A 14041-nucleotide genomic window follows, 5' to 3' on the forward strand; every position below is an offset into this window, starting at 1 on the left:
TTTGACGTTCCAGACTTCGCACGGAGCGCACCACAAACGGCCAAAATCGCCAGGCCGGCGGGAAGGGGCGAATTTATCATGCCACCTCGGCAACGCCGGAGCTTGAACGATCCGAACCCGAAAGCCACGTCCGCGTCTGCGCAAGGATCTCGTCTGACAGAGCCGCATCGTCCGTCATCCGGGCAAGGATCAGCGCGCCCACCATCGCAGACCACGTCCCAATCGCCGCCCGGCGTCTATGCTCTTCATCCGGGCCGGGCGCTACTTTGCCGAGGCGCACGAATTGACGTTTGAGACCGGCGGTCATTTCGGCGCGCGCTTCCGCGGGTTGGCGAATAACCTCCGATGCTAGAGCGGCGACCGGACAGCCATGGCCGAAATCGTCTCGATGTTCCGGTGAAAGATAGCGGTCGGCGACGGTTGTGAGGTCCACGGACGGAGGCTCGCTTCCACCCTGCAGTTCGGCAAGGGTCCGGGCGATCAGATCGTCCTTGGACTTGAAGTAGCCGTAGAAGCCGCCGTGGGTGAGGCCGGCCGACTTCATTACATCCGTCACCGTGACGGACTCGAAGCCGCGCTCGCGGAACAGCCTTCCCGCGGCCTCCAGAATGGTGCGCTTGTTCTCTTCGACCTGCTGTCGGCTCACTCGCATTATCGTCTCCCAACATTTGATTGACATTATACATGATATCCATCATATATCCAAATACATGATGATTATCATGAATAATCAAAGGAGCACACCCGATGAGCAAGAAGCCAGCAGTCCTTGTAACCGGTGCTTCCACCGGTATCGGCGCCGTCTATGCGGAGCGATTTGCACGCCGCGGCCATGATTTGATCCTGGTCGCCCGCAATGCGGTGCGTCTGGCGGCGCTCGCCGGGCGCCTGCGGAGCGAAACTGGTGTCGATGTCGACGTCGTCCCCGCCGACCTGACGGACGAGCAAGATCTCGCCAAGGTGGTGCAGCGCCTGCGCGAAGACGATCGCATCGGTGTTCTGGTCAACAATGCCGGCACGTCGATCCCGCGCGGCTTCCTTCAGCAGAAGGGCGAGGACATCTCGAAGCTGATCTCGCTCAACATTACGGCTGTGACACGACTTGCCCATGCAGCCGCGCCCCGCTTTGCCGAGAGGGGAGAGGGGGCCATCATCAACATCGCTTCCGTGGTCGGGCTTGCGCCGGAAATGGGTTCCACGGTCTATGGCGCGACCAAGGCGTTTGTGCTGTTCCTGTCCCAGGGGTTGAACGTCGAACTGGCGCAGAAGGGCGTCTATGTGCAGGCCGTGCTGCCTGCGGCGACGCGCACCGAAATCTGGGATCATGCGGGCGTCGACGTTGAAACGCTTGCCGGCGTGATGGAGGTCGGCGATCTCGTCGATGCGGCCCTCGTCGGTTTCGATCGCCGCGAGCTGGTCACGATCCCGCCACTGCCGGATGCCGAGCAGTGGAACACCCTTGATGCAGCGCGCCAGGCGATGCTGCCCAATTTCGGGCAGTCCGAGCCTGCCGAACGTTACCGGTCGGCCGCTTGACCAGATCGTGAGACATGGGTGCACGCGGTTCAGATGGGAGCGGGCGGTTCAGTCGGCTCCCAAGACGATAGAACCGCGAACTTTAGCAGAGCGGCACATCTCATCGAATGCCTACGCAGCCCGCGCTGTATGGTCGTCGACGGGGCCCGGACGTTTGCCAAGCGCCTCCGGGCTGGTAGAGATTGAGGACTACAGATTCGCTATCGCAAGCCGTTTGCGGCTGCGGGCGGGAAATCCTCCTTCGAAACGACGTCGATGATGCGAGCGTAAACCGATGAAAAAATTCAGCCTGGGAACTACCGATCTCTCCGTTTCATCTGCCGTTCTCGGCCTGATGCGGATCGCCGATCTCAGTGATGACGCCATTGCCCGGCTCTATGGCAAGGCGCGGGACGTTGGCATCAACGTCTTCGATCATGCCGATATCTACGGCGGTGAGCTGCACGCTTGCGAGCGCCGTTTCGGCGATGCGCTCCAGCTGAAGCCCGCCGAGCGCGGGCAGATCGTTATCCAGAGCAAGTGCGGGATCCGGCGCGGCTATTTCGATTTCTCCAGGGATCATATCCTCCAGTCCGTCGACCGCTCGCTTGCCGCGCTGAAGACCGACTACCTTGATCTTCTTCTGCTGCATCGCCCGGATGCGCTGGTGGAGCCGGAGGAGGTCGCCGATGCCTTCGACAAGTTGCAGGCGGCCGGCAAGGTCCGGCATTTCGGCGTGTCGAACCACACCCCGCGGCAGATCGACCTCTTGAAGACGGCTGTGCGCCAGCCGCTCGTCGCCAACCAGATCCAGCTTAGCATCGCCCATGCCCCCTCGGTCGCCTTCGGTATTGCCGCAAACATGGCCGGCCTGGAGCAATCGATCGATCGGGACGGGGAAGTGGTCGTCTATTCGCGGATCAATCGCATGTCGCTGCAAGCGTGGTCGCCGTTCCAGCAGGGCTTCTTCGGCGGCGTCTTCGTCGGCGACGAAAAGAACTTCCCCGAGCTTAACCGGGTGCTCGACGATCTCTCGGGCAAGTATGCCGTGTCGCCGTCGGCCATTGCCTATGCATGGATTGCCCGCCATCCCGCAAACATTCAGGTGGTGTTGGGAACGACAAGCCCCGAGCGACTGGCAGACATTGCGCCCGGTGCAGATATCACGCTGTCACGCGAGGACTGGTATCGCCTCTTCACGGCTGCCGGGCATGTGCTGCCCTAACGGACACATTGATGCTCCGAGAAGAAAGGCCCGCTCGGACGAGCGGGCCTTTTGTCTTTTGTCTCCGATGCCGGCGCGATCAGGTGCGCGGCTTCAGGTTTTCGGGGTCGTAGATGGGCTTGTAGCCGACGCCGACGACCTCGACCGGATAGGTCTCGGCGAAATACTCGACATTCAGTTTGCGGCCAACCTGGCAATGGGACCAGGGCAGATAGGCAAGCGCGATGTTCTTGCCGATCGTGGGCCCAAAGGCGATGGAGGTGGTGTAGGAGCGGCGGCCGAGTTCGTCGACCAGCACTGCGCCGGTCTCCGGATCCATGACCGGCAGGCTGCCGACCGGGTAGCGCTTCACGCCGCTTCTGTCGGTGTTCTCCGTCATGACGAGTGTGCAGAGCATCGCCGGCTGGTGCTCGCGCGCCTTGTATTCCAGATGCTTTGCCTTGCCGCGGAAGTCCACGTCCTTGACCTTCGGGCGGGCGAGGTCGGCCTCGATGAGGTTGTACTGGGTGAGGAGGTCGGCGTTCTGCAGGCGCAGGCTCTTCTCCATGCGGCGCGAGTTCGCATAGGTTTCGACGCCGAAGGCCATGACGCCGGTGGCGCGCAGCGCGTCCCAGACGGCCAGACCATCTTCATACTTCATGTGGAGTTCCCAGCCCTGCTCGCCGACATAGGAGATGCGGAAAGCGGTGACCTTCTTGCCGGCAATCTCGATCGGCTTGATCGCAGCGAAGGCGAAGTTCTCGATATCGAGGCCCGAGGGGTTGGCAACCACCTTCTTCAGGTTCTCGCGGGCATTGGGGCCCCAGATGCCGATGGTGATGAACTTCTCCGAGACATCGGTGATGGTGACGTTGAGGCCACGGTCCTCGGCGACGCGGCGCATGTACTGGAAGTCGCGCGGGCCGGCATCGGCGCCGTTCACGAGACGGCAGCGATCGGCCATGCGGAAGACGGTGAAGTCGGCCCGCACCATGCCTTCGTCATCGAGGAAGTGGGTGTAGATGCCCTTGCCGATGTTGGCGTCACCGCCGATCTTGGCGGCGCAAAGCCATTCGAGCAGTTCGACATGGTCCGGACCCTCTATGTCGACCATGTGGAAGTGCGAGAGGTTGACAATGCCGCAATCCTCGCTCATCGCCAGATGTTCGGCGTTGGAGACGCGCCAGAAATGGCGGCTGTCCCACTCGTTCTCACGCAGGGGTACGCGGTCGCCGTATTTTTCGAGCAGATGCTCGTTGGCGGCGTAGCCATGGGCGCGCTCCCAGCCGCCAAGTTCCATGAAGTAGCCGCCGAGCTCCTTTTCGCGCTCGTAGAAGGGCGAGCGCTTGACGTTGCGGCCGCTGGCATAGGGCTCGCGCGTGTGTACGGCCGGATAGTAAATCTTCTGCGCCGCCTCGAAGCAGCGACCCTCGATGAACTTCTCTTCGAGCTGGTGCGGGTAGAAGCGGGAATAATCGATCGAGGCGTGGTCGATCTCGGTGCGGCCGTCCGTCATCCAGTCGGCGATCAGCTTGCCGTAGCCGGGGCCGTCCTTCACCCAGATGGCGACGCAGTACCAGAGGCCGCGCACCTTCTGGCTCTCGCCGCAGGAAGGACCGCCGGCGGCCGAAACCTGCAGCAGGCCGTTGAAGGAATGGCCCTCGTTGTAGCCGAGTTCGCCGAGGATCGGCGTCAGCTCCATGGCGCGCTCGAGCGGCTCGATGATCTGCTCCATATCGAGGTCGCGCTGCGAGGGCGACAGGCGCGCTTCGTGCTTTTCGAGGATGTTACGCGGATGGCAGAGGCGCGGATTGGTGGTCTCGTAATAACCCCACTCGATCTGGCCGCCTTCGGTGGTCTTCGGGTCGCCGGTGTCGCGCATGTACGCAGAGTTGCCCTGGTCGCGCAAAAGCGGGAAACCGATCTCCTTGCCGGTGCCTTCGAACTCGTTGTACGGACCGAAGAAGGTGAGCGGATGGTCGACCGGCATGACCGGCAGGTCCTCGCCGACCATTTCGGCGATCAGGCGGCCCCAGATACCGGCGCAGACCACGACATGGTCGGCCATGATCGTGCCGCGATGGGTGACGACGCCCTTGATGCGGCCGTTCTCGACGATCAGCGACTGTGCCGGCGTGTTGCCGAAGACCTGCAGCTTGCCGGACTTTTCCGCCGCATCGACCAGCTTTCCGGCTACCGTCTGGGAGCGCGGGATGACGAGGCCGGCATCCGGATCGAACATGCCGCCCATGACCTGATCTTCCTCGATCAGCGGGAACATCTTCTTGATCTCGGCGGGCGAAACATAGTGGGCGCGGGTGCCGAAGGCCTTGGCGGAGGAAAGCTTGCGCTTGATCTCTTCCATCCAGACGTCGTCGCCGGTGCGCGCGACTTCGAGACCCCCGATGCGGGCGTAGTGGCCCATCTTCTCGAAGAAATCGATCGAGTATTGCGTCGTCCAGACCGAGAGGTAGTCGTGGCTGGTGGTGTAGCAGAAGTCCGAGGCGTGCGCCGTCGAGCCGATATCGGTCGGGACGCCGGACTTGTCGATGCCGACGATGTCATCCCAGCCGCGCTCGATCAGGTGATGCGCGATCGAGGCGCCAACGATGCCACCCAGCCCGATGATTACGACCTTCGCCTTTTGCGGAAACTCTGCCATTGATTGCGACCCTAGTTGGATTGGAAGCCGGATTTTAAGGCGTGATAGATCACGACTAGAGCCTGTCTACGACATAATCATCAAACTGCACGACCAGAGCCGGGCAATCTGAAGATCGCGGGACGTGAACTAGCGGAACGGTCATGCCACTGATTTCGTGAGAAAAAGCGCCCATTGGCGCAGACGTGATTTCTCTACCATACAGCAAATCCGGGCGCATTCGAATGCGTCATCGGCAGCCGTGAGCGAATGTCGGTCTGTGGATGGTTCATTCGCCCGGCCAGCCGCAACCTCAGACATCGATAGCGGCTTCACGAAAGATAATCCCATTGGGCGAGATTGACAGACACGTTCGATATTAATAAGTTCGGTAACAGAACGAATTAAAAGAGGCCACCGTGAACGACAGTCTGCGCATCTCCCGGAAATTCTCGCAGCGTTCCGTCATGGAAGCGATCGTTCAGGGTGGGCCGATATCGCGTGCATCGATTTCCAAGCAGACCGGCCTTTCCAAGCAGACCATCTCCGAGATCGTTCGCGGGCTCGAAGAAGAGGGGTGGGTTCAGGAGACGGGACGCACCAGCGGCCATGTCGGGCGAACCGCCGTCACCTATGAGTTGGTCTGCGATGCGGCCTACATCATCGCCGTTGACCTCGGCGGCACGAAAGTGCGGGTGGCGATCACCGATCTCGCCTGCCAGATTTTTGCCGAAGACACGGCGCCGACCGATCCGCGCGGCGGCCGCTTCGTGGTGGAGCAGATCGCCGAGATGGCTTTTGCGGCGGCGTCACGCCAGAAGATCGCCCGCGAAAAGATCCGTCTCGCCGTCGTCGGCGTACCCGGTGCGCCCTGCAGCGAAACCGGTCGTGTGCTGCTTGCGCCGAACATTGCCGGCTTCGATACGATGGATGTCGTCGGTGCCTTCGAAGAGGTGCTCGGCTTCGGCGCCATGCTTGAAAACGACGTCAATCTTGCGGTGCTCGGTGAGAACTGGCTGGGGCAGGGGCAGGGGATCGACAATCTTGCCTATGTGGCGCTCGGTACCGGTGTCGGCAGCGGCCTGATGGTCGGCGGGCATCTGGTGCGCGGCGCCAGCAACGCGGCAGGTGAAATGGGTTTTCTGCCGCTCGGCGCAGATCCGTTCGAAGCGGAATCGCTGCGCACCGGCGCATTCGAGCGGGCCGTTGCCTCACACGGCATGGCGGAACGGTATGCCGCCCTTTCGGGCAGGAACGTCACCGTGCCCACGATCTTTGCCAATGCGGAGGCCGGCGACGCCGCCGCCGTGTCGGTGCTCGATGAGACCGGGCGGTTCCTTGCCCGCGGCGTTGCTGCGATTGCGGCGATCGCCAATCCGCAGAAGGTCATTCTCGGCGGATCGATCGGCTTGCGGCCGGAAATGCTGGAGCGGGTGAAGACCTTCCTGCCGCAGTGCTTTCCCTATCCCGTCACCGTCGAGACCGGCGAACTCGGTTCGCGCGCGGCGATCATCGGTGCTGCGGCGATCGGACTGAGTCAATTGCACAATACCCTCTTCGGGGTCGATGCGCCCGATGGCCGGATTTCCCTGCCGCGGGCCAATGTCAACGCACTTCGGGAGGCGATGTGATGGCGACGACGGATGGCCTGGTCGAACGGCTGCGCGAAGCACTCGACAAAGAGGCTGCAATTGCGCTTTTCCGCGGCGCGATCGGGCGCGAGAGCATTACCGGCAATGAAGCCAATGTCGTCTCGTATCTTGCCGGGGCGATGCAGAACCTTGGCCTCGAAGGGCTGACGACCGCGGAGTTCCTGCCTGGCCGCCCGAATGTCTGGGCCGAGCGGAAGGGTGCCGGCAACGGACCGCGGCTGCTGTTCATCGGTCATACGGATACCGTGCACGTCGACGGCTGGCGCGAACATTGGGCGGGCACCGAGCGGGAGGACCCCTTCGCGGCGCCGATCATCGATGGCGCGGTCTGGGGCCGTGGTTCGGGCGATCTCAAGGCCGGCATCTGCTCTTCGCTTTCCGCCCTGTCGCTGCTCGATCGGGCAGGCGTCAAGCTCGCCGGCGACATCGCCTTCGCCTTTGTCGGCGACGAGGAAAGCGGCCAGCCCGGCACCGGTGTTTCGGCAGGCATCAAGGACCTCGTCACCCGCATCGAAACGGGCGAGATCGCGCGGCCGGATTTCGTCGTCTATGTCGAGCCTACTCGCCTTTCGGTCTATCCGGCGCAGATCGGCTTCTTCATCACCGACATCACCATAACGGGCAAATCCGCTTACTTCGGCGTTCCCGAACTCGGCAAGGATGCCCTGCGCGCCAGCCATGCGGCGATGTCTGCGCTCTGGGCCCATTCCGACGAGGTCGCTGCACGTGCCGAGCACAAGCTGATCGGCCGCAGTTTCCTGTTGATCACCGGCCTTGCCGGCGGCGGCTATATTGCCGTGCCCGAGCGCTGCACCCTGTCGCTGATCCGCAAGCTCTTGCCGGGTGAATCTCTGGACAAGGCGGCGGCTGAGATCGAAGCGGCCGTTCGCTCAGCGATCACCGACCCTGAGATTACCTTCGAGTTTTCGTATCCGGCTGGCCGTGACCATCAGCTCGGTGGCACGGCGGCCGAGATCGACGAGACTGCGGCAGAAGTCGGCGCGTTGTCCACTGCCATGGCCGAAGCCATGGTCGGGCGCGGTGTGATCGAAGGTGCGCCCTTCTGGTCGGAGACGCCGTTCTTCGTCAATCGCCTCGGCATACCTGCCGTCTACTGCGCGCCTGGCGATATCCGCAACTGCCATACCTACGAAGAACGGGTCGAGGTGGAGGAATATCTCGCCGGTGTCGTCGGCTTTGCTGCCTTCATGGCGCGCTATTGCGGCGTCGTGGACTGAACTGTTGAACAAGAGGGAGAGAGACAATGCTTTTGAAGAAATTGATGGCTGCTGCACTCGTCAGTGGTTTCGTGCTTGCCGCAGGTACCGCTTCCGCCCAGACGGTCGGTCCGTCCGGTGAGAGCGCAACGCCGAGTGCCGACGTCGCCCTGACCGATGCCGATATCGGCGCCCTCAAGGGCAAGGGCTACAAGGCTGCCCTGCTGTGGCACACCTCGTCGGATTTCACCAATGCGGTTTCGGCCGGCGCCAAGGATGAATTCGCCCGTGCCGGCGTGGAGATCGCAGTAACGACGGATGCCGGCTTCGATGCGGCGCGCCAGCGCAGCGACATCGAAACAGCGCTTGCCGCCAAGCCGAATGTCATCCTGGCGCTGCCGCTCGATCCGGTGACCTCGGCCGAGGCGTTCCGCCAGGCGGTGACCGATGGCAGCAAGCTCGTGTTCCTCTCCAACCTGCCGAGCGGCTACAAGCAGGGCGCCGACTATGCCTCGATCGTCACCGACGATCTCTACCAGATGGGCAAGCAGGCGGCCGACGCGCTGGCCAAGGCGATCGGCAACAAGGGCAAGGTTGGCTACATCTTCCATGACGCCAGCTACTATGTGACCAACCAGCGCGACCAGGCCTTCAAGTCGACGATCGAGAAGGACTATCCGGATATCAAGATCGTTGCCGAGCAGGGCATTTCCGACCCGGCACGTGCCGAGGAACTGGCAAGCGCCATGCTGCTTCAGAACCCCGATCTCGACGGCATCTATGTGACCTGGGCCGAGCCTGCCGACGGCGTGCTTTCTGCGCTGCGCACAAGCGGCAATACCAAGACCAAGATCGTCACGCTCGACCTTGCCGAACCGGTAGCGCTCGACATGGTCAAGGGCGGCAATGTCACGGCACTGGTCGCCGACAAGGCCTATGAGCTTGGACGCGCCATGGCTGCTGCCGGCCTGAAGTCGCTGCTCGGTCAACAGACCCCGGCCTTTGTCGTTGCTCCGGCGCTGACCGTCACCAAGGAAAACGTAGCCGAAGGCTGGAAGCAGTCGCTCAACCGCGATGCGCCGCAGTCGGTGCTCGATGCGGCCAAGTAATCAGGCAGCGAAGTAATCCGATAGCCGCCGGGAGAGAGGATGTTTCCGGCGGCACCATCCTAAAGGGAGGCAGAGATGCACAGGGCAGTGAGACATTTCGCGTTGCTGGCGACGGTATTTGCCGCGACATCCGGCTTTGCCGCTGATGGCAAGACCACAGGGCCGCATGGCGAGACGCCGACGTCCGCGGGCAGCCTGACTCTGACGGCGGAGCAGGAACAGCAGATCAAGGACGGCAAGTTCACCGCGGCGCTCGTCTGGCACGAGATGAGCGAATACACCAATGCGGTCAACAGCGGCGCGCATGACGAGTTCAAGCGGCTCGGCGTCGAGGTGGTCGCCCAGACCGATGCGGGTTTCGATGCCGCCCGGCAGAAATCCGATGTCGAGACGGTTCTTGCCAAGAAGCCGTCGATCATCCTGTCGCTGCCCGTCGATCCGGCAACCGCTGCCGTTGTCTACGAACCGGCCCGCACTGCAGGCGTCAAGCTCGCTTTCGTCGACAATTCGCCAGCCGGCTACGAACACGGCAAGGACTATGTGACAATCGTCTCGGACGACCTGTTCCAGATGGGCAACAAGGCCGCCGTCGCGATGGCGGATGCCCTCGGCGGCAAGGGCAAGCTTGGCTACATCTATCATGACGCCGATTTCTACGTGACCAACCAGCGCGACGGCGCCTTCAAGTCGACGATCGAACAGGACTACCCTGATATGAAGATCGTTGCAGAAGCCGGCACGGCCGACCCGGCCCGCAGCGAGGAAATCGCGCAAGGGATGATCACTCAGAACCCGGACCTCGACGGCATCTATGTGACCTGGGCGGAGCCGGCGTTGAGCGTGCTTTCGACACTGCGCGGAGCGGGCAACACCCACACCAAGATCGTGACGCTCGACCTCAACGAGCCAGCAGCGCTGGATATGGTCAAGGGCGGCAACATCGCGGCGCTTGTCGCCGACGAAGCCTACAATATCGGCGTCACCGCAGCGCGCGCCGCGGCAGGGTCGCTGGTCGGCCAAAAGGCCGAGCCTTTCCTGGTGGTCGACTCGCTTGCCGTCACCAAGGCGACGGTCGTCGACGGCTGGAAGAAGTCTCTGAACAAGGATGTGCCCGCGACGATCGCGGATGCAATGAAGTGATGAAATGATGTCCGCTGCATGTGGGAAACATGCAGCTTCTCATAGTGCTGCGGCGACCTTGCGCGTCCGACCCGACGCGCGGCGCCGTAGTGCAGGGGGAGCTTCCCCCTGCCTTCGGAGGAAGAATAATGTCCAGTGCCCATTCCAGCGCGAGCGGCCAGCCGGCGAGCCTCGTCAGTCGCCTCAACCTGCAGCAATACGTCGTCTATCTCGGCTTCCTGGCGATCTTCCTGTTCTTCGCCATCGTGCTGAAGGACAGCGGCTTTCTGACCGTTCGCAACCTGTCGAACATCATGCTGCAGACCGCACCGGTGACGATCATGGCGATCGGTCTCGTCTTCGTCATGTCGGCGGGTGAAATCGACCTTTCGATCGGCTCCACGGTTGCCGTGTCGGCGCTGGCGGCAGCGGTAACGATCAACGAATATGGCCTGGTGGCCGGCGTCGTCGCCGGCATCGGCGCCGGCGTGCTGATCGGGCTTTTGAACGGTGCCCTCGTCGCCTTTGTCAAGCTACCCTCTTTCCTGGTCACGCTGGCGACGCTCGGGCTTTTTGCCGGCGTCTCCCGGTCGATGACGAACCTGCGATCCATTCCGGTCACCGACAGCACCTTCACCGGTTTCTTCGGTTCGGGCTCGTTCCTGGGCGTGCCCTCGCTGATCTGGTGGACGGTGGTCGCTATTGTCTGCGGCCATGTCATCTACCGTGAGACCCGCTTCGGCGCCCATGTGCTGGCGACGGGCGACAACAGCCGCGCGGCGAGCGTGTCGGGCATCAGCGTCCCGCGCATCCGCCTGACGGTTCTGGTGATCAGCGGTGCGCTCGCCGGCCTTGCGGGTCTGCTCTATGCCGGCCGGCTGCAAGCCGCCAAATACACGCTCGGCGAAACCGACCTGATGACCGTCATCGCGGCCGTCATCGTCGGTGGCACGCTGCTCAACGGTGGCAAGGGATCGATCATCGGCGCACTCGTCGGTTCGCTGATGATGGGCATGCTCAACAACGGCCTGATCCTGATGGGCCTTTCCGTTTCCGACCAGATGATCGTTCGCGGTCTCATCATCCTCGCTGCGGTCGCCGTGTCGCTGCGCGAAAAATCCCGCTGAAGGAGGCACCCATGTTTCTCGACGTTTTGCGCCGCCGCAACCCGGCCTTCATCGAAGCGGCGATCGGCCTGCACCAACAGGGCAAGATCCCGGCGAATGCCTATGTGTTGGACCTCGATGCGGTCGAGGCCAATGCAACGATTATGGGCGATGAGGCCCGTCGCCTCGGCCTGAAGACTTTTGCCATGACCAAGCAGGTCGGCCGCTCCAGCTCTTTCTGTGACGCGGTGAAGCGTGGCGGTATCGATCGTTCGGTTGCGGTCGACATGGCCTGCGCCCGCGCCACCCACAAGGCGGGCTTGAAGGTCGGCCATCTCGGCCACCTGCAGCAGGTCGCACGCCATGAAGCGGCCGCCGCTGCGAGGACCTTCCGGCCGGACTACTGGACGGTCTTCAACGACGAGAAGGCGGGAGAAGCCGCTGCGGGCGCAAAGGCAGCCGGCTATCGGCAGGGTCTGCTCGCCCGCATCCGCGCGCAAGGCGATACCTTCTACCGCGGGCACGAGGGCGGCTTCGATGCCGGCGACGTCGCTGCGGTGGCGGACCGTCTCGATGCGCTCGAGGGCGGCCGCATTGCCGGCATTACCACCTTTCCGGCGTTGCTCTTCGACCACGCCAGCCGCAAGGTGAAGCCGACGCACAATCTCGCAACGCTTTCGAAGGCTGCCGAGGCGCTCGCCAAGGCAGGCCGCAAAGGGATCGAGGTGAACGCGCCCGGCACGACCTCAAGCGTGATGCTGCCGGCCCTTGCCGAAGCGGGTGCGACGCAGTGCGAGCCGGGCAACGGCCTGCACGGCACGACCGCGCTGCACGTGATGGAGGATCTGCCGGAACTGCCAGCGGTACTCTACCTCACGGAGGTCTCCCACCTCTCGGGCGGCAAGGCCTATTGCTTCGGCGGTGGCTTCTACATCGATCCGATCTTCCCCGACTATGACGTCAAGGCGATCGTATCGCCCGAACCGACGACGGCCGAAGCGGCACTCCGAAGCGTCGAAGTGCCGCCGCCCTCGGCGATCGACTACTACGCGATGATCGACGCCAGTGGACCGGCGGCGCCAAAGCCCGGCGATACGGCCGTGTTCGGCTTCCGCGGCCAGGCCTTCGTCACGCGCGCCTATGTCGTCGGCGTGTCGGGCATCTCGAAGGGCACGCCGAAGGTGGAAACGATCGAAAACGGTTTCGGTGAAACCGCGGCCTGGCCGGTTTGAGGGGCGACGTCATGAACGCGAATACCAATTCTGCGCGCGAGCCGGTCCTGAAGCTGACGGACATCCGCAAGACTTTCGGCGGCGTCACCGCGATCGAGAGCTTCTCGCTCGAGGTCCGTCCGGGTGAGATCGTCGCGCTCGTCGGCGACAATGGTGCCGGCAAGTCGACGCTGATCAAGATCATCTCGGGCGTCTACACGCCGACCTCGGGCACGATCACCATCGAGAACGAGACGGTGGCAATGTCGAACGCCACCATGGCGCGCGCCCACGGCATCGAGGTCGTCTACCAGGATCTGGCGCTTGCCGACCAGCAGACGGTCTACATGAACATGTTCCTCGGTCGAGAGCCCACCAACCGCTTCGGCCTGCTCGACCGTCGCCGGATGATTGCCGAGACCGAGACGCTGGTGAAGGACCTCGATGTCCGCATCCCCTCGGCCCATGCGACGATCCGCGACCTCTCGGGCGGGCAGCGGCAGGGCGTCGCCATCGCGCGCGCCACCCATTGGGCGAGCAAGCTGATCCTTCTCGACGAGCCGACGGCGGCCCTCGGCGTTGCCGAAACCGCCAAGGTCGAGGAAATCGTGGAATCGCTCAAGCGCCGCAATATCGGCGTGCTGATCATCAGCCACAGTCTGGATCAGGTGTTCAAGCTTGCCGACCGCATCTGTGTCCTGCGCCGCGGCAAGCAGATCGGCATCCGGGAGACGGCGAAGACCGACAAGAACGAGATCATTGCGATGATCACAGGGCTTCAGCAGCACTGAAGCTAGGGGTGTTGCTTACCCCTCTGCAGAGGGGGTAACTCCAGGACTTACCGGATCTCAAGCGTGGCGCCACCGTTGCCACGCCACTTTACGGTGCGGCGCCGAAAAACGTCAGGCGGGTGAAGAGCACGTAGTGCGATTCCGAAACCATCAGCGCGACGAAGACAAGCACCAGGAGGGGGGGCAGGAGGATCGCATAGATCAGTGCCAGCCGTTCCCAGGCCATGTGCATGAAGATCGAGACGATGAGCCCAGCCTTCAGCACCATGAAAAGCAGGATCAGCGACCATCTGAGATAGCCCTGCAGCCCGATGTAGTCGACGAGGTAGGAGAAGGTGCTGAGCACGAAGAGCAGCAACCAGACGACCAGGTAGAGCCCGATCGGGTGCTGCTGGTGTTCATGCGCCGGTGCCTGCGTTTGTGCTTGCCCTTGCGGTACCGTGCCGGTGTGTGCCGTCGTCTCTGCCATGGCCGTG

12 protein-coding genes are annotated in these 14041 nt (G+C 62.9%); 9 read left to right on the forward strand and 3 right to left on the reverse strand.

Annotated elements, in window-relative coordinates:
- Positions 1 to 76: 76 nt before the first annotated feature.
- Positions 77 to 652: a TetR/AcrR family transcriptional regulator gene (locus I8N66_RS20250; RefSeq protein WP_291157049.1), complete on the reverse strand. Its 576-nt coding sequence runs from the start codon at positions 650 to 652 to the stop codon at positions 77 to 79.
- 95 nt (positions 653 to 747) lie between these two features.
- Here I8N66_RS20250 and I8N66_RS20255 point away from each other — a divergent pair, with 95 nt between their 5' ends.
- Positions 748 to 1536 (forward strand): SDR family oxidoreductase, encoded by a 789-nt coding sequence (locus I8N66_RS20255; protein ID WP_291157051.1) that lies wholly within the window; start codon positions 748 to 750, stop codon positions 1534 to 1536.
- A 274-nt stretch (positions 1537 to 1810) separates the two neighbouring features.
- On the forward strand, positions 1811 to 2740 hold the full coding sequence (locus I8N66_RS20260) for an aldo/keto reductase (RefSeq protein WP_291157053.1): 930 nt from the start codon (positions 1811 to 1813) through the stop codon (positions 2738 to 2740).
- A gap of 79 nt (positions 2741 to 2819) precedes the next feature.
- On the opposite strand, the gene I8N66_RS20265 is transcribed toward I8N66_RS20260, so the two are convergent.
- Positions 2820 to 5381 (reverse strand): FAD-dependent oxidoreductase, encoded by a 2562-nt coding sequence (locus I8N66_RS20265; protein WP_291157055.1) that lies wholly within the window; start codon positions 5379 to 5381, stop codon positions 2820 to 2822.
- Between the two features lie 398 nt (positions 5382 to 5779).
- Here I8N66_RS20265 and I8N66_RS20270 point away from each other — a divergent pair, with 398 nt between their 5' ends.
- The 7 genes from I8N66_RS20270 to I8N66_RS20300 all read left to right on the forward strand — a co-directional run bounded on the left by I8N66_RS20270 (position 5780) and on the right by I8N66_RS20300 (position 13565).
- A complete protein-coding gene (locus I8N66_RS20270) occupies positions 5780 to 6991 on the forward strand; it encodes an ROK family transcriptional regulator (protein WP_291157057.1) in 1212 nt (403 codons plus the stop codon).
- A complete protein-coding gene (locus tag I8N66_RS20275) occupies positions 6991 to 8250 on the forward strand; it encodes a M20/M25/M40 family metallo-hydrolase (RefSeq protein WP_291157059.1) in 1260 nt (419 codons plus the stop codon). Before I8N66_RS20270 ends, I8N66_RS20275 begins: the two co-directional genes overlap by 1 nt.
- A 26-nt stretch (positions 8251 to 8276) precedes the next feature.
- Positions 8277 to 9338: a substrate-binding domain-containing protein gene (locus I8N66_RS20280; RefSeq protein WP_291157061.1), complete on the forward strand. Its 1062-nt coding sequence runs from the start codon at positions 8277 to 8279 to the stop codon at positions 9336 to 9338.
- Positions 9339 to 9413: 75 nt separating this feature from the next.
- The gene (locus I8N66_RS20285) at positions 9414 to 10478 is read left to right on the forward strand and encodes a substrate-binding domain-containing protein (protein ID WP_291157063.1); all 1065 of its coding nucleotides are present in this window, start codon (positions 9414 to 9416) and stop codon (positions 10476 to 10478) included.
- 128 nt (positions 10479 to 10606) lie between these two features.
- Positions 10607 to 11584, forward strand: coding sequence for an ABC transporter permease (locus I8N66_RS20290; RefSeq protein ID WP_113539175.1), 978 nt, complete (start codon positions 10607 to 10609; stop codon positions 11582 to 11584).
- Between the two features lie 11 nt (positions 11585 to 11595).
- Complete coding sequence (locus tag I8N66_RS20295) at positions 11596 to 12795, forward strand: alanine racemase (protein WP_291157065.1); 1200 nt, start codon at positions 11596 to 11598, stop codon at positions 12793 to 12795.
- Positions 12796 to 12806: 11 nt separating this feature from the next.
- Complete coding sequence (locus tag I8N66_RS20300) at positions 12807 to 13565, forward strand: ATP-binding cassette domain-containing protein (RefSeq protein WP_291157068.1); 759 nt, start codon at positions 12807 to 12809, stop codon at positions 13563 to 13565.
- Positions 13566 to 13653: 88 nt separating this feature from the next.
- Here the strand turns inward: I8N66_RS20300 and I8N66_RS20305 are convergent, their stop codons facing one another.
- Positions 13654 to 14034 (reverse strand): cytochrome C oxidase subunit IV family protein, encoded by a 381-nt coding sequence (locus I8N66_RS20305; RefSeq protein ID WP_113539178.1) that lies wholly within the window; start codon positions 14032 to 14034, stop codon positions 13654 to 13656.
- Between the last annotated feature and the right edge of the window lie 7 nt (positions 14035 to 14041).

It is taken from the genome of Ensifer sp. SSB1 (assembly GCF_016652895.1).
Classification (GTDB): Bacteria; Pseudomonadota; Alphaproteobacteria; order Rhizobiales; family Rhizobiaceae; genus Ensifer.

What these genes read in the sequence shown, in the direction of transcription:
- I8N66_RS20250 (WP_291157049.1), bottom strand. Translation starts at nt 652, where the DNA reads ATGCGAGTGAGCCGACAGCAGGTCGAAGAGAACAAGCGCACCATTCTG.
- I8N66_RS20305 (WP_113539178.1), bottom strand. Translation starts at nt 14,034, where the DNA reads ATGGCAGAGACGACGGCACACACCGGCACGGTACCGCAAGGGCAAGCA.
- I8N66_RS20290 (WP_113539175.1), top strand. Translation starts at nt 10,607, where the DNA reads ATGTCCAGTGCCCATTCCAGCGCGAGCGGCCAGCCGGCGAGCCTCGTC.
- I8N66_RS20300 (WP_291157068.1), top strand. Translation starts at nt 12,807, where the DNA reads ATGAACGCGAATACCAATTCTGCGCGCGAGCCGGTCCTGAAGCTGACG.
- I8N66_RS20285 (WP_291157063.1), top strand. Translation starts at nt 9,414, where the DNA reads ATGCACAGGGCAGTGAGACATTTCGCGTTGCTGGCGACGGTATTTGCC.
- I8N66_RS20265 (WP_291157055.1), bottom strand. Translation starts at nt 5,381, where the DNA reads ATGGCAGAGTTTCCGCAAAAGGCGAAGGTCGTAATCATCGGGCTGGGT.
- I8N66_RS20260 (WP_291157053.1), top strand. Translation starts at nt 1,811, where the DNA reads ATGAAAAAATTCAGCCTGGGAACTACCGATCTCTCCGTTTCATCTGCC.
- I8N66_RS20280 (WP_291157061.1), top strand. Translation starts at nt 8,277, where the DNA reads ATGCTTTTGAAGAAATTGATGGCTGCTGCACTCGTCAGTGGTTTCGTG.
- I8N66_RS20275 (WP_291157059.1), top strand. Translation starts at nt 6,991, where the DNA reads ATGGCGACGACGGATGGCCTGGTCGAACGGCTGCGCGAAGCACTCGAC.
- I8N66_RS20295 (WP_291157065.1), top strand. Translation starts at nt 11,596, where the DNA reads ATGTTTCTCGACGTTTTGCGCCGCCGCAACCCGGCCTTCATCGAAGCG.
- I8N66_RS20255 (WP_291157051.1), top strand. Translation starts at nt 748, where the DNA reads ATGAGCAAGAAGCCAGCAGTCCTTGTAACCGGTGCTTCCACCGGTATC.